Raw genomic sequence first — 19,546 nt, 5'->3', positions numbered from 1 at the left:
ACTTTATTAATCAAAAGTTTATCACCCTTCTGCAATGATAGGGCCATCAGTTTCGGTGCTCGACGGCTTCTGGCGTGGCACCGGTTTCGAGCAGGTGTGGTCAGGTCGAGGCTTGGGAAGGATGCTTTCGCCCGCCGCTCTTTACGTGTTTGCGAGGCTGGGATGGTGGACGAAGATTTCTGGAGGACAGTTCAGGACAAGGATCTGGCGGCGACCCAGGCCCGCCGGACGGGCGTGCTCAATCTGTCGCTGCTGTTCGGAACGGCGGTGATCGCGCTGACGCTGATCCTCACGCCGATGCTGTCGTCAAAGACGGACAAGCGCATGTTGGCGAATACGCCGATGGAGTACGACAATATTTCGACCGGCTCGATTCCCTCGAACGGCACCAGCCGGCGCTACACGGTCCGCCGCAGTGTGCTGCAGGAGACTCCGGGGGCCGTCTGCATCATCGATGCGGATGGCAGCAAAAGCGGATGCTGAGCTGAACGAAACGCGGGAGCAGTCAAAGTGCTACCGCATCGTTTGCGCATGACGAGGCGCGCGACGCAGCGTTGTCTCACTTCTCTTTCAATGGATGTTCATCGACGCCCAGCGCCTCGGACAGCCTTTGCTTCGCGGAGCCGGGTCTCAAAGGCTTTTGCTGGCTCTCGTGCGGTGCCCAGCCGGAGATGTAGATGATCGAAAATGTTGCGCGAACGCGGCCGTCGGGGTCGGAGAAGCGCTCCGCGTAGAGCTCGGCCGCCCTCAGGAAGAACCGTCGGGAGACGGGCACGCGGCTTCGCGCCGCCAGCGGGTTGGCCATGCCCATGGCCCTCAGGTCCCTAAGCAAGCCGAAGAGGGAATCGTAACGGACCGTATAGGTTTCGGCGTCTGCGACCGGCAGGGCAAAGCCAGCTCGCTGCAGCAGGGCGCCCATTTCGCGGACGTCGGCAAACGGAATGACCCTTGGGCTTGCTCCGCCGGTCAGTTCGGCTTCGGCCGCCAGAAGCGTGTCGCGAAGCTCCTGCAGCGTGCCGCTCCCCGGGATCGCCGCGAGGAACAGGCCATCCGGCTTCAATACCCGACGGGCCTGAATGAAAACTCCGGGCGTATCGTTGGTCAGATGCAGCGAAAGCGGCGACACGACAAGGTTGAGGGATTCCGGCGCGGCGGGAATCTGCTCCAGTGGGGCGACCGTAACAGGTTGATCGGCGGAACCGAAGCCCTTGTCTGTTTCCACCCTCTCGATGGTTCCGACCTTGCCTGTCGCCGCAAGGCACTCGGCTGTGAGCCCGGTGTAACCGTGCAATTCCAACGCTCGATCGAACTGCCGCTCGACCACACTCACACGGTCGGCGAGCTCCCGTGCCACGATATCGAGCAGGAAGGTCGCCTTCTCATCGGCGTGAAGCAGGGCCCTGTGGCGGCGAGCCTCAACGAGGCTCTGGTCAAAGATGATTTCCACGATACTCTCTCCGAAATCACGGATGCAAAGAAACCCTGACGTGGACAAAGTCAACCATATGGAACCGGAAGGATGGCGAAATCGGGCCCTGCGCTGGGCGGCGCTGTTGCGCCGGTTCGGGAGCGAGGCCGCCGGCATCGTCTTTCCGCCGGTCTGCTGCGGCTGCGGCCGGTTGACCGGCCATCATCACGCTGTTTGCCCGGCTTGCTGGTCAGGCCTTCGGCTGATCGAGCGGCCCTATTGTGAGATCCTGGGGCTTCCCTTTGCTTTCGACCCTGGACCGGGTGCCGTCTCTCCCGAAGCGATCGCCGAGCCGCCCGTCTTCGACCGGCTTCGCTCAGTCGCGATCCACGAAGGTGTCGTGCGCGACCTTGTCCACGGTTTGAAATACCGCGACCGGACCGATCTGGCGCCGATGATGGGCGAATGGATGATCCGTGCGAGCGACGGAGCGGTGGCGGCGGCCGACATGATCCTGCCGGTTCCGCTGCATGCATTCCGCCTCTGGCGGCGAAAGTTCAACCAGGCCGCGGAACTCGCGCGCGTCGTTGCGGCGCATGCGGGAAAACCCTATCGGCCGGACGTGCTTCGTCGCATCAAACGCACCAGCCGACAGGTCGGCCTCGGCACCCGGGCGCGTGAGGAGAATGTCCGCGGCGTCTTCGTCGTCCCTGAAAGCGGCAGACCGGTTCTCAGCGGGAAAAGAATTGTGCTCGTGGACGATGTATATACGACCGGTGCAACCGTCTCGGCCGCCACCCGCGCGCTGAAGCGGGCAGGGGCCGGGGACGTCACGGTTTTGACCTTTGCAAGAGCAATGTCCGGTCCTATATGACTACAGCGCCGCGCGTCTGATAAAGCGCGCAAAGGTCGCTGTAGCACCTTGAAATGCTACATGCTTCCTTGAATGGGAAGCGAACTCAAGGAAGCATGTAGCGGCAGATGTCCGGCATCGATGTTAAGGAGCGGTTCAGGATCATGGCTTCGGTCGTCATTTATACGCGTCAGTTCTGCGGCTATTGCTCGGCGGCAAAGAAACTGCTCGAAACCAAGGGCGTCCCCTACGTCGAACACGATGCAACCTATGATCCGGGCATGCGCCAGACGATGATCGAAAAATCCAACGGCGGCACGACGTTTCCGCAGATTTTCATCAACGACCTCCACGTCGGTGGCTGCGACGACCTGCATGCGCTCGACCGTGCCGGCAAGCTCGATGAACTGCTCGCAGCCTAGCGCGCGAAGGGCGCTCCAGGGACCTGATGCGCCGTCACCGCAAAACGTCCAAGCCTTAGTGGGCGCAAGGATGGCTACGGGGAGAAAAAGATGAGTTTCAAAGCTGCTGCCGTCCAGATGTGCTCCGGCGTCGATCCCGCCAGAAACGCGGAAACCATGGCGAAGCTCGTGCGCGAAGCGGCCGCTCGTGGCGCGACCTATATCCAGACACCTGAAATGACCGGCGCGATCCAGCGCGATCGGGCGGGGCTTCGGTCCGTGCTGAAGGACGAGGCGAACGATATCGTCGTCCGCGCGGCTGCGAACCTTGCCGGCGAACTTGGCGTCTATCTTCATGTAGGCTCGACACCGATTGGACTTTCCGACGGCAAGATCGCCAATCGCGGCTTTCTCTTCGGCCCGGACGGGGTCAAGATCTGCGACTACGACAAGATCCATATGTTCGATGTGGATCTGGAGAACGGCGAAAGCTGGCGCGAAAGCGCGGCGTACCGCCCAGGTGCTACCGCGCGTATCGCCGATCTTTCCTTCGGCAAGCTGGGCTTTTCCATCTGTTACGACGTCCGCTTCCCCGAGCTCTTCCGTCAGCAGGCCGTTGCCGGCGCCGAGATCATGTCGGTGCCCGCAGCCTTCACCCGGCAGACCGGCGAAGCGCATTGGGAGATTCTGCTGCGCGCCCGCGCCATCGAGAACGGGTTTTTCGTCATCGCCGCCGCGCAGGCCGGAGAGCATGAGGATGGCCGTGAAACCTTTGGCCATTCGATGATTATCGACCCCTGGGGCAGGGTGCTGGCTGAGGCCGGGCCCACCGGAGAGGGGATCATCTTCGCCGAGATCGACGTTGCCGCGGTGCACGGCGCGCGGGCGAAAATACCCAATCTCAGGAACGCCCGCACTTTCGTGCTGGACGAGGTGGCGCCGACTGGGAAAGGGGGCGTTGCAGCGTGATCCGTTACAACCTCTCGTGCGATGACGGCCATGACTTCGAAGGCTGGTTTGCGTCGAGCGACGACTTCGACTCCCAGGTCGAACGGCATCTGGTTACCTGTCCCACCTGCGGCTCTGGCTCTGTCAGCAAACAGTTGATGGCGCCGGCGGTCTCGACCGCGCGCAAGAAAGAGACGACGCGCGCGCTCGTGATGGATCGGGCCCAGAAGGAGACGATTGCCAAGATCCGCGAACTGGTCAATTCGATCCGCGAGAATGCCGAGGACGTCGGCGAACGTTTTCCGGAAGAAGCGCGCAGGATCCATTATGGCGAGGCCGAGCAGCGCGGGCTGATCGGCAAGGCAAGCGCGGACGAGGCGATCGCACTTCTGGAAGAAGGCATCGAGATCGCACCCTTGCCGGTGCTGCCGGATGATGCCAACTGAGGGTGATAGTCACGACAATTTGGTCGACCCAGAGATCCTTCCCCACAAGGGGAGGGGCGAAGTCCCCGCTGCGATCTCCTGCAATTTCAAGCGGGTTGTCAGGCGCAGAAGGTCGACATGGAGGCGCAAACCGAGCAGCTCCTCCTACCTGCGGGAAGGGGTTGGGAGGGTAAGAGCCACGCCCTTAGGTCAGACCGGCCGCTTGGCGACGATCATGTAATTGACGTCCATGTCCCTCGACAGGTTCCATTGGTTTGCGAGCGGGTTGAAGAACACGCCGGTGCGATCGGCGATTTCCATGCCGCTGGCCTGGAGTGGTTTTTCGAGTTCCTCCGGGCGAACCAGTTTCTCGTACTGGTGGGTGCCGCGCGGAAGCCAGCGCAACAGGTTTTCCGCGGCGAAGATCGCGAGCGCCGCGGCTTTCACTGTGCGGTTGATCGTGGCTATGAACATCAGCCCGCCGGGCCGAACCATATGGGCGCAGGTGGAGACGAAGAAATCGACATCGGAGACATGCTCCACCACCTCCATATTGAGGACGATGTCGAAGCTTTCGCCGGCTTCGGCGAGCGCCTCTGCGGTGACTGCGCGATAATCGACGGAAACGCCGCTGCCGGCGGCGTGGATCTTGGCGATGCCGATATTCTTTTCCGATGCATCTGCCCCGAGAACATCTGCGCCCATGCGCGCCATCGGTTCGGATAAGAGCCCGCCTCCGCAGCCGATATCGAGCAGCCGCAGACCTTTGAGCGGCTGCGGGCCCTTGGGGTCACGGCCGAAATGTTCCGACGCCTTGTCGCGGACATAGGCAAGCCGCACCGGATTGAACTTGTGCAGCGGACGAAACTTGCCGGTCGGATCCCACCATTCCGCCGCCATTGCGGAAAACCGGTCCACTTCGCTCTGGTCGATCGTGGTGCGCGCCGTCTCGGTCATCGGGATGCCTCCGTATTGTTCAGAGCGGACGAGGAATTGTGATATCGCTTTCGCTGCATCTCGCTCCAACTGTTCTAGGTGAAGTCGGCTGATCCGGGAGCGATGTCAAGGGGATCGTTCAGCCGTCGCGTTGGCCACGCGCCCCGAAATCGCGCACCCATCGTTCTCCCCTTCCGATTCCTCAGATCAAGGGGACTGCGGCAGTTAGTGCTAGGACATCGCGCTTCCCCGAAGCCTATCGCTGCCGATGAGCGGACGCGATGAACGGAAGCGGCTGCACTGGTTTCGGTCGAGCTTGCAGCGTCCCGCCAGCGGGCGGGACGCTGCAAGGTGCTCCTTTACGCCTGACCTGTTGTCGCGGGGGCAAAGAAATCCTCCGGCCCCTCGACCTCGACGAGTCGCCGGTTCTCGATCAGCCAGAATCGATTGCCGACGGCGCGCACGAAGCTGCGGTCGTGCGAGACGAGAAGGCAGGTCGCTTGGTTGGTCATCAACTCCAATTCCAGCGCTTCCTGTCCCTCGATATCCAGGTGGTTGGTCGGCTCGTCGAGCAGATAGAAGTTCGGATCGGTAAGCCTCAGCACGAGCATTGCGAGCCTTGATTTTTGACCACCCGAAAGAACACCGATCGGACGGGTTTGCAGGTCGATGCCGAGGCCGGCGCCCGCCAGTAGCGCGCGCGCCCTTTGATCGCCGATCTCAAAACGTCGACCGAGCGCGGCAAGCGGCGTATCGTCATCCGGCAGGCCGGCAAGCGCCTGATCGCTGTAGCCGAGCACGAGCGACGGGGTTGTCTTGATTCTTTCGGATGCGCCATCCGGCCCGGATATTGCTGTCTTGATCAGGTTGACGAGACGCGATTTTCCGGCGCCGTTGTGCCCGAGCAGGACGATGCGATCGCCTTGGCAGATCCAGCGCTTACCTGTTTTGAAGAGCAGGCGTCCGTCAGGCGCTTCGACGGACACATCGTCGAGTGTCACCAGGGTCTTGGCGTGCGTGCCACGGTTGGCAAGTCGGATCGCCCCGGATGACCGTTCTTGAAAGCCCGGCCGCGCTGAATCTTCCAGACGCTCCGCCCGCTGCCGCAACTGCTTCGTCTTGACGGTCAGGAGATCGCTGCCAGAGTTGATGCCGATATTGTTGAGCTTGGCCGCCTGCCGGCGCAGCTGCTGGGCGGTCTTCATCTCCTTCTGGTAGCGCCGCTCGTCCGAGGCATCGATCTCGTCGAGGGCATCGCGGGCGCGCGAATAGGGAAGCGAGAAGACATGGGACTGCTCCGGCCGCAGAAACAGCGTCCGATTGGTCGTTGCGTCGAGAAAGGCGCGGTCATGGCTGGAGATCAGCACGGGAACGTCACGGGGCAGGCTGTTGAGCCACGTCTCCAGCTGCATGATCTTGGCGAGGTCGAGGTGGTTGGTCGGCTCGTCGAGCAGAAGCGCGTCCGGATCCGTAACCGCCGCGCGCGCAATGAGCGCAAGCCTCTGCCATCCACCGCTCAGCGCCGCGATCGGCCGGTCGCGAAGCTCCGGCGGAACTTCGAGCGAGTCCAGCATGACGTCGACCCGCCAGCTCTCGGTTTCCGCCTGTTCCTCCTGCAGTACCTGGCGGACAGCATCGTAAAATGACTTGCTGAAGATGGCGGTCGGCACGGCTTGCTCCACATAGCCGATGGTGAGACCGCGCGAGCGTGTGATTTCACCGGCGGTCGGATCGAACCCGCCTGCGATGCATTTCAAGAGCGTGGATTTTCCTCGGCCGTTGGCAGCGACGATGCCGATACGGTCACCGGCTGCGACCGCAAGGTTGAGGTTCGAAAAGAGCGGCGCACCCAAGGTGGCGCCGAGATTCCTTACATTGATCAAGGCCATTGTCGTTCTCTGGACTGCCCGAGCTGAGGCTTCGCATTTCCGACGTCAATCGCGGAAGAAGCAAAGCGGCTGGGCCGGATACGAACGTCAACGCGTCGCTTGGGGCCACTCGGCTCGGTTTGATGACGATAGGCGGCGCCATTGAACTTATCGTTCGGCGCTGCACGACGACTGGGCAGACCAGGAGGTGATGAGAATGAGCTTCAGTCTCTGGTCAGCCCTGCAAACGCATCTGCAGGGCTGAGACGGGGCCACGCTGGCGGTGGTGCCGAAAGTATGTGATCACGCGCAGCCCTCCTTCATCAATCGAGTTGCGGTGCGTTGATAACACTGCGGACAAGGACTTGCAACCTGGGGGCGACGAGAGGCCCAGGACCGGTTCCAAACACCGGCCGGAACCTCGGGCATTCCGTCGCCTTGCCATTGCACGTCGCCCGTCGATCCGCTAAGAGACGCCGCGACTTTCCGCTCCCCGAAGCGGTGACTGGCCGATGTCCGAGAAGTCCCAAGCTTTTTTGATCGTCAGGCGCCGGCGGGGACGCTTTCCCTGTCGCGCGCTCGCGCGCAAACATCGGTATCGGTAGAGGCGAAATGGCACGCATCGTGATGAAATTCGGCGGAACGTCCGTCGCAAATTTGGAACGCATCTACAATGTCGCTCGCCATGTGAAACGTGAAGTTGATGCCGGCCACGAGGTCGCCGTTGTCGTTTCCGCCATGTCCGGCAAGACCAATGAACTGGTCGGCTGGGTGGAAAACATGCCGAAGGTTGCCGGTTCGAACGCGCCGTTCTACGACGCGCGTGAATACGATGCCGTTGTCGCCTCCGGTGAGCAGGTCACCTCCGGACTGCTCGCGATCGCGCTGCAATCCATGAACATCAATGCGCGTTCCTGGCAGGGTTGGCAGATCCCGATCAAGACCGACAATGCCCACGGTGCCGCGCGTATCCTCGACATTGATGGCGCCGATATCATTCGCCGGATGGGTGAGGGCCAGGTTGCGGTCATCGCCGGCTTTCAGGGGCTCGGTCCGGACAATCGCATGGCGACGCTCGGCCGCGGCGGCTCGGACACCTCGGCCGTCGCGATCGCTGCCGCCGTCAAGGCCGACCGCTGCGACATCTACACGGATGTGGACGGGGTCTACACGACCGATCCGCGGATCGAGCCCAAGGCGCGGCGGCTGAAGAAAATCGCCTTCGAGGAAATGCTGGAAATGGCCTCGCTTGGTGCGAAAGTGCTGCAGGTGCGCTCGGTCGAGCTTGCCATGGTGCACAAGGTCCGCACCTTCGTGCGCTCTTCTTTCGAGGATCCCGATGCGCCGGGCATGGGTGACCTTCTGAACCCGCCCGGAACGCTGATTTGTGATGAGGATGAGATCGTGGAACAGGAAGTCGTAACCGGCATTGCCTATGCCAAGGATGAAGCTCAGATTTCGCTGCGCCGTCTGGCAGACCGGCCGGGCGTTTCCGCCGCGATCTTCGGACCCCTGGCGGAAGCGCATATCAACGTCGACATGATCGTCCAGAATATCTCGGAAGACGGGTCGAAGACGGACATGACCTTCACCGTGCCCTCCGGGGATGTCGACAAGGCGCTGAAGGTGCTTTCCGACAACAAGGAAAAGGTCGGCTACGACGTCGTCCAGTCGGAATCCGGCCTCGTCAAGGTCTCGGTGATCGGTATCGGCATGCGCAGCCATGCGGGCGTCGCCGCGTCGGCTTTCCGTGCGCTTGCTGAGAAGGGCATCAACATCAAGGCGATCACAACCTCCGAGATCAAGATTTCCATCCTGATCGACGGTCCATATGCGGAATTGGCGGTTCGCACTTTGCATTCCGCCTACGGTCTGGATAAGAGTTAAACAGCAGGCATTTGATTTGGGATTCGCGGCTGGAACGGTCGCGAGCTTCCTGTGCGTGCCGTCGGTAATTCTTATTCGGGAGACCTTACGCGATGAGAGACCTTTCCGCAGGTCCGCGCGTTCTCCTCAAGCGGTTGCGCGAGCTCATGGCGGAACCGCTCGAGCCGCAGGAGCGCCTGGACCGCATCGTGCGCCAGATCGCACAGAACATGGTCGCGGAAGTGTGCTCCGTCTATGTGCTGCGTTCCGACGGAGTGCTCGAACTCTATGCCACCGAAGGTCTGAACAAGACCGCCGTCCACCTGGCGCAGTTGAAGATGGGGCAAGGCCTCGTCGGTACGATTGCGGCCTCCGCACGACCGCTCAATCTTTCTGACGCGCAGTCGCATCCGGCGTTCACCTATCTGCCTGAGACGGGCGAAGAGATCTACCACTCCTTCCTTGGCGTGCCGATCCTCCGCACAGGGCGCGCACTCGGCGTTCTCGTGGTGCAGAACAAGGCGATGCGCAACTACCGCGAGGACGAGGTCGAGGCTCTCGAGACGACGGCGATGGTTCTCGCCGAGATGGTCGCGACCGGCGAGTTGAAGAAGATCACCAAGCCCGGCCTCGAACTCGACCTTTCGCGCCCTGTGACGATCGACGGTAACAGCTTCGGCGAAGGCATCGGCCTCGGCTATGTCGTGTTGCACGAGCCGCGAATTGTCGTCACGAACCTGCTCAACGAGGATACGGACCACGAATTGCAGCGCCTTGCCGAGGCGCTCGGTTCCTTGCGCATCTCGATCGACGACATGCTGTCGCGCCGTGATGTGTCGATGGAGGGCGAGCACCGGGCGGTGCTCGAAACCTATCGCATGTTCGCCCATGACCGCGGCTGGGTGAGGAAACTCGAGGAGGCGATCCGCAACGGCCTGACAGCGGAAGCGGCGGTCGAGCGCGTGCAGAGCGAGACCAAGGCGCGAATGATCCGGCTCACGGACCCTTATCTCCGCGAGCGGATGCATGATTTCGACGATCTTGCCAACCGCCTGCTGCGCCAGCTATCCGGCTATGGCGCCAAGCTGTCGGCAGCCGATTTTCCGAACGACGCGATCATAGTTGCCCGCGCCATGGGGGCGGCCGAATTGCTGGACTATCCGCGCGAAAACGTCCGCGGTCTTGTCCTGGAAGAGGGTGCCGTCACGAGTCATGTGGTGATCGTCGCCCGTGCCATGGGTATTCCGGTCGTGGGCCAAGCGGCGGGGGCCGTGGCGCTTGCCGAAAACCGCGACGCCATAATCGTCGACGGGGACGACGCGAAGGTGCATTTGCGGCCGCTCGCCGATCTGCAGCGTGCTTACGAGGAGAAGGTGCGGTTCCGCGCCCGCCGGCAAGCGCAGTTTCGTGCACTGAAAGACGTCGAGCCGCTAACAAAGGACGGCAAACGCATCACATTGCAGATGAACGCTGGTTTGCTGGTCGATTTGCCGCATCTGAACGAGGCGGGCGCCGAAGGCATCGGTCTTTTCCGCACCGAACTGCAATTCATGATCGCCTCGACCATGCCGAAGGCCGAGGAGCAGGAAGCCTTCTATCGCAGTGTGCTGAAGCAAACCGGCGGCAAGCCGGTGACGTTCCGCACGCTCGACATCGGTGGCGACAAGGTCGTTCCCTATTTCCGTGCGGCGGAAGAGGAGAACCCGGCGCTCGGCTGGCGGGCGATCCGGCTTTCGCTCGACCGGCCGGGACTTCTGCGCACGCAGCTGAGGGCGATGCTGAGAGCGGCCGCCGGCGCTGAGCTCAAGCTGATGCTGCCGATGGTGACGGAAGTCTCCGAGCTCAAGATCGCGCGCGAACTTTTGCAGAAGGAGATCGAGCGTCAGTCGAAGCTTGGCGAGCAATTGCCGCGCAAGCTGCAGTTCGGCGCAATGCTGGAAGTTCCGGCGCTGATGTGGCAGCTCGACGAACTGATGGCCGAGGTGGATTTCGTTTCCGTCGGTTCGAATGATCTCTTCCAGTTCGCGATGGCGGTCGACCGCGGCAATGCCCGCGTATCCGATCGGTTCGATATTCTCGGCCGGCCATTCCTGCGCATCCTGCGGGAGATCGTGCGGGCCGGCGAACGCAACGACACGCCGGTGACGCTCTGCGGCGAAATGGCGAGCAAGCCGCTGTCGGCGATGGCGCTGCTCGGCCTCGGCTTCCGCTCGGTGTCGATGTCGCCGACGGCGGTCGGGCCGGTCAAGGCGATGCTGCTGGCGCTCGATGCCGGCAAGCTGGCGGAGCTTCTGGAGTCTGCGCTCGACGACGTGAAATCCGATACGTCGGTTCGGCAGCTTCTCGTTGATTTCGCGGCGGCGAACGGCATACCAGTTTAGACAGGATTGAAGCGTCCTTACAGCGCCGCGCGTCTAATCAGACGCGCAAGGTCGCTGTAGAGCTTTGAGTTGCTGCATGATTTTGTCCTTAAATCGATTCCGATTTAAGGAATCATGCAGTAGCCACGCCCGGATCATCCCGGGCCGGACGAACGCATTTGGAGTTACACTTGGCAAAGCTTCCCGTTGAAAAGATGCGCGAACTGGAACGTCGGTTTGGCGAAATCGAGGCACGCATGTCGGCCGGGCCGTCGGCGGACGTCTATGTGAAGCTGGCTTCCGAATATTCCGAACTGCAGCCGGTCGTGACGAAGATCCGCGCCTACGAAAAGGCGCGCGCCGAGCTTGCGGACATCGACGCAATGCTTGCCGACCGCACGACCGACAAGGAGATGCGCGGCCTTGCGGAGATGGAAAAGCCGGAGGTCGAAGAGCTGATCGAAGCGCTCGAACAGGACATCCAGATCCTGCTCTTGCCAAAGGATGCGGCCGATGAAAAGAGCGCGATCCTCGAAATCCGTGCCGGCACGGGCGGCTCGGAGGCAGCACTCTTTGCCGGCGACCTCTTCCGAATGTACGAGCGCTATGCCTCGACCAAGGGCTGGCGGGTCGAGGTTCTTTCGGCAAGCGAGGGCGAGGCCGGCGGCTACAAGGAAATCATCGCGACGGTATCGGGCCGCGGCGTGTTCTCGCGGCTGAAATTCGAATCCGGCGTTCACCGGGTGCAGCGCGTTCCGGAAACGGAGGCGAGCGGACGCATCCATACCTCCGCGGCGACGGTGGCGGTCCTGCCCGAGGCCGAGGAGATCGATATCGATATCCGTCCTGAGGACATTCGCATCGACACGATGCGGTCTTCGGGTGCCGGCGGCCAGCACGTCAATACGACCGACTCTGCGGTCCGCATCACCCATATTCCGACCGGTCTCGTCGTCACGAGCTCGGAGAAGTCGCAGCATCAGAACCGCGCCAAGGCGATGCAGGTGCTGCGCTCGCGACTTTTCGATATGGAGCGCCAGCGCGCCGACAGTGAGCGGTCGGCGGATCGCAGGAGCCAGGTTGGCTCCGGCGATCGTTCGGAGCGCATTCGCACCTACAATTTCCCGCAGGGACGCATCACCGACCATCGCATCAACCTGACGCTCTACAAGCTCGACCGGATGATGATGGGCGAGATCGACGAGGTCGTGGATGCGCTGCTGGCGGATTATCAGGCAAGCCAGCTCGCGCTTCTCGGCGAGCAGCAGGGCTGAGCCGCAATGGCCGAGACGCTCGACCACCTCCTTGCCGAAAGCCGCGACAGGCTGAAGGCCGCCGGTATCGAGACGGCGGCGGTCGATGCCAGGCACCTGATTTCCGGGCTGCTCGGCCTTTCGTTAGCGGCAATAATGGCGCGGGGAGGGGAGGCGGTTGACGACGCTCTCGCGGCGCGCATCCGAGCTGCCGTCGAGCGTCGCGCAGCGCGCGAACCGGTTTACCGCATCCTCGGCGAAAGGGAGTTCTACGGACTGACGCTCAAGCTCTCCAAGGACACGCTGGAGCCGCGGCCGGATACGGAGACGCTGGTCGACTGCATGATCCCGCATGTGCGGCGGATTGTCGCCAACAAGGGAACCTGTCGGATCATCGATCTCGGCATCGGAACAGGAGCAATTTGTCTTGCTCTTCTCGATAAGGTACTTGAAGCTCGCGGCCTCGGTACTGATATATCCGAGGACGCCTTGGCGACGGCGCGCGAAAACGCAGAGCGCAATGGTCTTGCCGGGCGGTTCCAGACGCTTCGGAGCAGCTGGTTCGAGGAGGTCGAGGGTCGGTTCGATGTGATCGTCTCAAATCCGCCTTATATCCAGTCCAAAGTTGTCGAAGAGCTTGAGCCGGAAGTAAAATTCCATGATCCGGCCGCTGCTCTTGATGGCGGAGACGACGGGCTGAATGCCTATCGTGCCATTGCCCTTCACGCTGATCGTCATCTTGAAGCAGACGGCGTAATAGGCTTGGAAATCGGTTTCGATCAAAAGCAGGCGGTAACGGCGCTGTTCGCAGCGCAAGGGTTCCGTTTGCGTGACAGCGCGAAGGATCTCGGCGGCAACGATCGGGCCCTTGTATTCAAGCGCGACCGGGAATGCAGCAGCAACCGTTGAAAAAATGCTGCATCGGCACATCTCTTTTCTTGAAGGGCAAAGAAAGGGCTTGGAATCCTAAAGGAAGCGGGCTAGTTTGCCCCCGCGCACTGGGCAGTAAGGTCATCGACCAAAGATTCGCTCCGGTATGACCTGGCCACGGGGATTGCTCTCAGAAAGAGTTGCTAGGGTTCGACAGTGCCTTGTGCGGGTACCTGTTAATTTGACGTCAGCCGGCGCCGAGATCGCGATGCGGTCTTTCGTGGCGCGTGTTTTCTCGGGCGCGGACAGGTCCGGCCGGGATGCGGAACCACATGATCATCATTATCAAGAGAATTCGGGTGAATATACTATGAGGCCAGGACAGCAAAACAAGCGCGGCCGTGGGCGAAATAACAACAATAACAACGGAAACAATCATAACCGCAAGGGATCCAATCCGCTTACGCGGACTTACGATAGCTCCGGCCCCGATGTGAAGATTCGCGGTACCGCCCAGCACATCGCTGAGAAATACGCTGCCCTTGCGCGCGACGCGCAAAGTTCCGGTGACCGCGTCATGGCGGAAAACTACCTGCAGCACGCCGAGCACTACAACCGCATTATCGCCGCGGCGCAGGCGCAGATGCAGGATCGTTTCCAGCGCGAAGAGCGCCAGGACTATCAGGACCGGGACGGGATCGATCGCGATCAGGACGACCTGGATCAGGGCTATTCCGAGGATGCACCCGCAGCCTCGAATGCAGCCGCACCCTCGGTGAGCGCACCTCAACCGGTTATCGATGGTTCCGGTCCGCAGCCGGTGATCGAAGGCACGCCTGCCGAAGTGGCAATGGAAGAGGAAACGCCTGCGGCGACCTCCAGCCGTCCGGCCTCTCGCCGTCGCAGTGCCAGCCGTCCGCGTCGCCAGCCGCGGCGCGGCGCGCAGGACGAAGCATCGGGCGACGCCCAGCCGTCCGGCGAAGCTGCTGGCGATGCGCCGGCGCTAGCCGCCTCGGACTAAGCGCTCCCGGGCGCTTCGCTTTACGCAACCGATTTGACCAGAACCCGGCCGCCCTGCGGTCGGGTTTTCTCATGTCAGCCACTCGGCGATCGGGGCGCTCTTTCTTGGTTGAGCCCGGCGCCACCTGTCCGTGGAGATTTCGCCAAGCGCCTTCCGCCACCGCCCTTTAATTTCTGAAAACACTGCCCCATATTCCGCTTCGAAGACTTGATCCCGCGCAACGCGAGGACGAGTCATCAATGACAGGCTTGCCGAATGCGGGAGCCTGATCCTGAAACACCGGCCAGTGCCACGATGATGGGCTCGCCGGGCTATGGAGGTAGAGAATGAATATCGAGAAATATTCCGAGCGCGTGCGCGGTTTCCTGCAATCGGCGCAGACCTATGCGTTGGCCGAGGGACACCAGCAGTTCACGCCCGAGCACGTCCTCAAGGTATTGCTCGACGATGATCAGGGCATGGCGGCGTCCCTCATCGAACGCGCCGGCGGTGATGCGCGCGAGGCAAGAGCCGGCACGGCTCAGGCTCTGGCGAAGCTCCCGAAAGTCTCCGGCGGCAATGGTTCCGTCTACCTGTCACAGCCGCTTGCCAAGATTTTCACTACGGCCGAGGAGGCCGCCAAGAAGGCCGGCGACAGCTTCGTGACCGTCGAACGCCTGCTCCTGGCACTGGCGATCGAAAGCTCGGCTGCCACTGCTTCGATCCTGTCGAAGGCGAGCGTCACGCCGACCAAGCTCAACCAGGTCATCAATGAAATCCGTAAAGGGCGCACGGCCGACAGCGCCAATGCCGAGCAGGGGTTCGATTCGCTCAAGAAATACGCGCGCGATCTGACAGCGGAAGCGCGGGATGGCAAGCTCGACCCGGTGATCGGCCGCGACGACGAAATCCGGCGCACGATCCAGGTGCTTTCGCGGCGGACCAAGAACAACCCGGTGCTGATCGGTGAGCCGGGCGTCGGCAAGACGGCGATCGCCGAGGGCCTTGCGCTCCGGATCGTCAATGGCGACGTGCCCGAAAGCCTCAAGGACAAACGCCTGATGGCGCTCGACATGGGCGCGTTGATTGCTGGCGCGAAATTCCGCGGCGAATTCGAGGAGCGGCTGAAGGCTGTGCTCAACGAGGTCCAGTCGGAAAGCGGCGAGATCATTCTGTTCATCGACGAGATGCATACGCTCGTCGGCGCCGGAAAGGCGGACGGGGCCATGGATGCCTCGAACCTTCTGAAGCCCGCGCTCGCTCGTGGCGAACTGCATTGCGTCGGCGCGACGACGCTCGACGAGTATCGCAAGCATGTCGAGAAGGACGCCGCCCTTGCCCGGCGGTTCCAGCCGGTGATGATCGACGAGCCGACGGTCGAGGACACGATCTCCATCCTGCGCGGCCTCAAGGAGAAATACGAGCAGCACCACAAGGTGCGGATTTCGGATTCCGCGCTGGTGGCCGCCGCGACGCTCTCCAACCGCTACATTACCGACCGCTTCCTGCCGGACAAGGCGATCGACCTGATGGACGAGGCCGCCTCTCGCCTCAGGATGCAGGTCGACTCCAAACCGGAGGAACTCGACGAACTCGACCGGCGCGTCATTCAGCTGAAGATCGAGCGCGAAGCCTTGAAAAAGGAGACCGACGCGTCCTCCAAGGATCGTCTCGCAAAACTGGAACTCGACCTGTCCTCTCTCGAAGAGGAAGCTGCCGCACTGACGGCGCGCTGGCAGGCAGAAAAGCAGAAACTCGGGCAAGCTGCCGATCTCAAGAAGCAGCTCGACGAAGCACGCAACGAGCTTCAGATCGTCCAGCGCAAGGGCGAATTCCAGCGCGCGGGTGAACTTGCCTACGGCGTGATCCCGAAACTCGAGAAGGAGCTTGCCGAAGCGGAAAGCCAGGACGGTTCGGAAGCGAATGCGATGGTGCAGGAGGTCGTGACTCCCGACAACATCGCCCATATCGTTTCGCGCTGGACCGGCATTCCCGTCGACAAGATGCTCGAAGGCGAGCGCGAGAAGCTGCTCAGGATGGAAGACGAACTGGCAAAATGGGTCGTCGGCCAGGGCGATGCGGTTCAGGCCGTCTCGCGTGCCGTTCGGCGTTCACGCGCCGGGCTTCAGGATCCGAACCGGCCGATCGGCTCGTTCATCTTCCTTGGGCCTACCGGCGTCGGCAAGACGGAGTTGACCAAGGCACTTGCTCGGTTCCTCTTCGATGACGAGACGGCTCTGATGCGGATCGACATGTCGGAATACATGGAGAAGCACTCCGTGGCCCGGCTGATCGGTGCGCCTCCCGGCTATGTCGGCTATGAAGAGGGCGGAGCGCTGACCGAATCCGTTCGCCGCCGGCCCTACCAGGTGGTGCTGTTCGACGAGATCGAGAAGGCCCATCCCGATGTCTTCAACGTGCTCTTGCAGGTGCTTGACGACGGCCGCCTGACCGATGGTCAGGGGCGCACGGTCGACTTCAAGAACACGATGATCATCATGACCTCGAATCTCGGAGCGGAATACCTGACCGCTCTCGGCGAGAACGAGGACAGCGATGCGGTTCGCGACCAGGTGATGGAAGTGGTGAGAGCCGCCTTCCGTCCGGAATTCCTGAACCGCGTGGACGAGATCATTCTGTTTCACCGGCTGCGTCGCTCGGAAATGGGCGCGATTGTCGATATCCAGCTCGAAAGGCTGCGCAAGCTGCTTGCCGATCGCAAGGTCACGATCGAACTGGAGGACGAGGCGCGCGCCTTCCTGGCCGACAAGGGCTATGATCCCGCCTATGGCGCACGGCCCTTGAAGCGGGCGATCCAGAAATATGTTCAGGATCCGCTGGCCGAGAAGATGCTGCAAGGCGAGTTCCCGGACGGGTCCGCGGTGAAGGTTATTGCCGGATCCGACCGGCTGAACTTCAAGCGCGGGACCCCCGCCGAGAAGGAAGCCGCGTAAGGCGGAAAGATCGAGACAGAAAAGGCCGCCGAAAGGCGGCCTTTTTGCATGGCTCATGCCATGGAATATTATTGTTTGCTTGCAATCTCGTTGCCGGCCTCGTCCTTGCCGAGGAGTTCGTCGATACGCATGCGTTCCTTCTCGAAGGTCGCCAGCGCCTCGCCTTTGAGCGACTTGCCGCCGGGCAGGCGGATGCGCAGAGGATCCACCTTGTTGCCGTTGACGATCAGCTCGTAGTGGAGATGCGGGCCGGTGGAAAGCCCGGTCGTGCCTACCCAACCGATCACCTGGCCCTGGACGACCTTGACGCCCGGCCTGACGTTCTTGGCGATCGCGCTCTGATGATTGTAGGACGAAACGTAGCCGTTGGCGTGGCGGATCAGCGTTTGGTTGCCATAGCCGCCGGAGTCCCAGCCGGCTTTCTCGACCGTGCCGTTTCCGGCGGCGATGATCGGGGTGCCACGCGGCGCGGACCAGTCCACGCCGGTATGCATGCGGGAGAAGCCGAGGATCGGGTGGCGGCGCATGCCGAAACCGGAACGGAAGTGGCCGTTCGGAAGGGGATTGCGCAAGAGGAACTGGCGGATGCTCTTGCCGTCCTTGTCGAAGTAATCGATCGAATTGTCGTCCGGATCCTGAAAACGGTAGAACCGGGTCTCGGCGTCACCGAACTTGGCATTCACGTAAAGAAGCTCGGATTCGTCCGTCGCGCGCCCGCTTTCGTCGGTGACCGAGAAGAAAGCCTCGAGCGAATCCGCAGGCTTCAACTGCGCCTGGAAATCGACATTGCTTGCCAACAGCTTGACCACCAGGGCCACCATGTCGGAATTCATGCCGTAGGAAAGGGCGGCTCGATAGATGCCGTCATAGACGCGCGGCAGGTCATGACCGCTTGCGACCACCGGCGTTCCGTTGTCGTCGAAGGCGGTCGCGACCGCATCGAGTCTCGGCGGCTCGGCGCCGGGAACGAAACGGCCTTTGTCGTCGACGGCCATGGTGAGCACGTGACGATTGCGCGAGTAAATGGTGGCGCGCACGATCCGCGCTTCCTCGCCTTTCTGGATGATGCCGATGCGCAGGACGTCGCCGGCGGCCAGTTCCTTGGCGCCGAGTGCCTCTTCGATGTAGCCTCCGGCATCCTCGGCCTGCGCCTTGGAATAACCGGCATTCACCATCACCATTGCGATCGGTGTCGGGCGGCGAACCGGGATAACGTCGTCCGCATATTCGGTGCTCTGCTTGGTGATGTTCTCATAGGCCGAAACGCTCATGTTTTCCTCGACGATCCGGGCCGACAGCCCCTGGATCAGATCGAGTTCGCCTGCGTCCGAAGCAAAGCGTTGCGGGTCGACATAGAAAAGCGAAGCAACCTGCGTGTTGCCTTCCGTCAGGACCGAGCCGTTGGTACGGACGTTTTCCTCCACCTCGTCGAGCGACATGGATGGTCCGAAAGTCAGGCTGGATCCCTTCAGCGGAAAGTCGATGGTTTTCAGTGCAACCTCGGATTCGACGTCCGAACCGTAGATGGTGCCCGTTCGTGCCACCGGAGCTTCCGCGTCCGCATCGTCCGTCGCGAAGATCGCCAGCGGATCGAATGCGGGATAGTTTTCGGACGTCTGGTGATTGGCCGCGAGCGCCATCTTAACATGGACAAAGGGCTGCCGGCGGACGACCTCCTTCTCGCCGTCATGGATCATCGTCGAGACTTCCATGACTGTCTTGTCGGCAGGCTTGGCGACGATGTTCGGCGAAAGGATGCGGTCGCCGCGCTTGGCGGTACTGATCGGCGCAGCGCCGGGAGCGGAAGGGTCGAGTGCTGCAAAGGCCTCCGCCGGGATCGCCAGTTGCTGCCGGCCATCGAGAGCGGCAAAGAGGGCGACGCCCATCAGCAGGCTCGATGTGATACCGGTGAGGAACGTGCCCGACAGCCAGCGCATCGAGATCTCGCGCCGGTCCGGCGCGCGACGGCCATCCGCAAGGATCGGCGGCTGGTCGCCAAGCGACCGGACCATGTTCTTGTCGGTGATCATGCCAAGCTTAAGCGCCCCTGATTACTCTCAACCGTATTCTTGACGTCGATACGTTACGCGAAGGTGTGCATCCTCCGCGCGCCGGAGTCAAATCGGCGAGGGGAAGGGCCCCCGCTTATGTCCCCCGAAGCGAAGCATCGATGATGTCGCTTAGATCGGTCGATTGTGAAGAAGTGAGGGCGAAATTGTGAATCCACAGGGCGGCCGATCCGGCGAGAAAAGAATCTCCGGCCCGCAAAGCCTTGCGTCGCCGAGGTTTGTCAAAAAACTGTCATTTTTTTTGAAAATGGCTGTTGACTGGGGAAAGGGTGCGGGTCTATAAGCCCGATCACTGACGAGGGCGGCGGCGCTGCTGGCGACGATGACCTTCGCTC

At 61.8% G+C, this 19,546-nt stretch carries 16 protein-coding genes; 11 read left to right on the top strand and 5 right to left on the bottom strand.

Going from position 1 to position 19,546, the window contains the following annotated elements:
* Window positions 1-162 precede the first annotated feature (162 nt).
* Entirely contained in the window at window positions 163-483 is a 321-nt protein-coding gene (locus tag QN219_RS10155; RefSeq protein WP_283999530.1) for a hypothetical protein, read from the top strand.
* A 76-nt stretch (window positions 484-559) separates the two neighbouring features.
* Here QN219_RS10155 and QN219_RS10150 read toward each other — a convergent pair whose 3' ends face one another.
* Entirely contained in the window at window positions 560-1,447 is an 888-nt protein-coding gene (locus tag QN219_RS10150) for a methyltransferase domain-containing protein (protein ID WP_283999529.1), read from the bottom strand.
* Window positions 1,448-1,535: 88 nt separating this feature from the next.
* Here QN219_RS10150 and QN219_RS10145 point away from each other — a divergent pair, with 88 nt between their 5' ends.
* From QN219_RS10145 to QN219_RS10130, 4 genes are all read left to right on the top strand, one after another.
* Window positions 1,536-2,282, top strand: coding sequence for a ComF family protein (locus tag QN219_RS10145; protein ID WP_283999937.1), 747 nt, complete (start codon window positions 1,536-1,538; stop codon window positions 2,280-2,282).
* A gap of 143 nt (window positions 2,283-2,425) precedes the next feature.
* Entirely contained in the window at window positions 2,426-2,683 is a 258-nt protein-coding gene (gene grxC / locus QN219_RS10140; protein ID WP_269281865.1) for a glutaredoxin 3, read from the top strand.
* A 90-nt stretch (window positions 2,684-2,773) separates the two neighbouring features.
* A complete protein-coding gene (locus tag QN219_RS10135; protein ID WP_283999528.1) occupies window positions 2,774-3,631 on the top strand; it encodes a carbon-nitrogen hydrolase family protein in 858 nt (285 codons plus the stop codon).
* The gene (locus QN219_RS10130) at window positions 3,628-4,056 is read left to right on the top strand and encodes a DUF1178 family protein (protein ID WP_283999527.1); all 429 of its coding nucleotides are present in this window, start codon (window positions 3,628-3,630) and stop codon (window positions 4,054-4,056) included. Before QN219_RS10135 ends, QN219_RS10130 begins: the two co-directional genes overlap by 4 nt.
* A 189-nt stretch (window positions 4,057-4,245) precedes the next feature.
* Here the strand turns inward: QN219_RS10130 and ubiG are convergent, their stop codons facing one another.
* Window positions 4,246-4,992, bottom strand: coding sequence for a bifunctional 2-polyprenyl-6-hydroxyphenol methylase/3-demethylubiquinol 3-O-methyltransferase UbiG (gene ubiG, locus QN219_RS10125; protein ID WP_283999526.1), 747 nt, complete (start codon window positions 4,990-4,992; stop codon window positions 4,246-4,248).
* A gap of 338 nt (window positions 4,993-5,330) precedes the next feature.
* Window positions 5,331-6,860 (bottom strand): ABC-F family ATP-binding cassette domain-containing protein, encoded by a 1,530-nt coding sequence (locus QN219_RS10120; RefSeq protein WP_283999525.1) that lies wholly within the window; start codon window positions 6,858-6,860, stop codon window positions 5,331-5,333.
* Window positions 6,861-7,451: 591 nt separating this feature from the next.
* Here QN219_RS10120 and QN219_RS10115 point away from each other — a divergent pair.
* The 6 genes from QN219_RS10115 to clpB all read left to right on the top strand — a co-directional run bounded on the left by QN219_RS10115 (window position 7,452) and on the right by clpB (window position 17,142).
* The gene (locus QN219_RS10115; protein ID WP_283999524.1) at window positions 7,452-8,726 is read left to right on the top strand and encodes an aspartate kinase; all 1,275 of its coding nucleotides are present in this window, start codon (window positions 7,452-7,454) and stop codon (window positions 8,724-8,726) included.
* A 92-nt stretch (window positions 8,727-8,818) separates the two neighbouring features.
* Window positions 8,819-11,086 carry a phosphoenolpyruvate--protein phosphotransferase gene (gene ptsP / locus QN219_RS10110; RefSeq protein WP_283999523.1) on the top strand — a complete coding sequence of 756 codons (2,268 nt, stop codon included), beginning with the start codon at window positions 8,819-8,821 and terminating at the stop codon, window positions 11,084-11,086.
* A gap of 170 nt (window positions 11,087-11,256) precedes the next feature.
* A complete protein-coding gene (gene prfA / locus QN219_RS10105; RefSeq protein ID WP_283999522.1) occupies window positions 11,257-12,339 on the top strand; it encodes a peptide chain release factor 1 in 1,083 nt (360 codons plus the stop codon).
* A 6-nt stretch (window positions 12,340-12,345) separates the two neighbouring features.
* Window positions 12,346-13,227 (top strand): peptide chain release factor N(5)-glutamine methyltransferase, encoded by an 882-nt coding sequence (gene prmC / locus QN219_RS10100; RefSeq protein ID WP_283999521.1) that lies wholly within the window; start codon window positions 12,346-12,348, stop codon window positions 13,225-13,227.
* 331 nt (window positions 13,228-13,558) lie between these two features.
* A complete protein-coding gene (locus tag QN219_RS10095; protein ID WP_283999520.1) occupies window positions 13,559-14,209 on the top strand; it encodes a DUF4167 domain-containing protein in 651 nt (216 codons plus the stop codon).
* A gap of 326 nt (window positions 14,210-14,535) precedes the next feature.
* Window positions 14,536-17,142 carry an ATP-dependent chaperone ClpB gene (gene clpB, locus QN219_RS10090; protein WP_283999519.1) on the top strand — a complete coding sequence of 869 codons (2,607 nt, stop codon included), beginning with the start codon at window positions 14,536-14,538 and terminating at the stop codon, window positions 17,140-17,142.
* A gap of 68 nt (window positions 17,143-17,210) precedes the next feature.
* On the opposite strand, the gene QN219_RS10085 is transcribed toward clpB, so the two are convergent.
* On the bottom strand, window positions 17,211-19,172 hold the full coding sequence (locus QN219_RS10085) for a M23 family metallopeptidase (protein ID WP_283999518.1): 1,962 nt from the start codon (window positions 19,170-19,172) through the stop codon (window positions 17,211-17,213).
* A 150-nt stretch (window positions 19,173-19,322) separates the two neighbouring features.
* Window positions 19,323-19,546, bottom strand: a 224-nt coding sequence (locus tag QN219_RS10080; protein ID WP_283999517.1) for a hypothetical protein, incomplete at its 5' end; no start/stop codon positions are given.

Origin of the sequence: Sinorhizobium sp. 8-89 (assembly GCF_030124325.1) — a bacterium.
Classification (GTDB): Bacteria; Pseudomonadota; Alphaproteobacteria; order Rhizobiales; family Rhizobiaceae; genus Sinorhizobium.
This window is presented reverse-complemented; position numbering and strand designations above follow the sequence as displayed.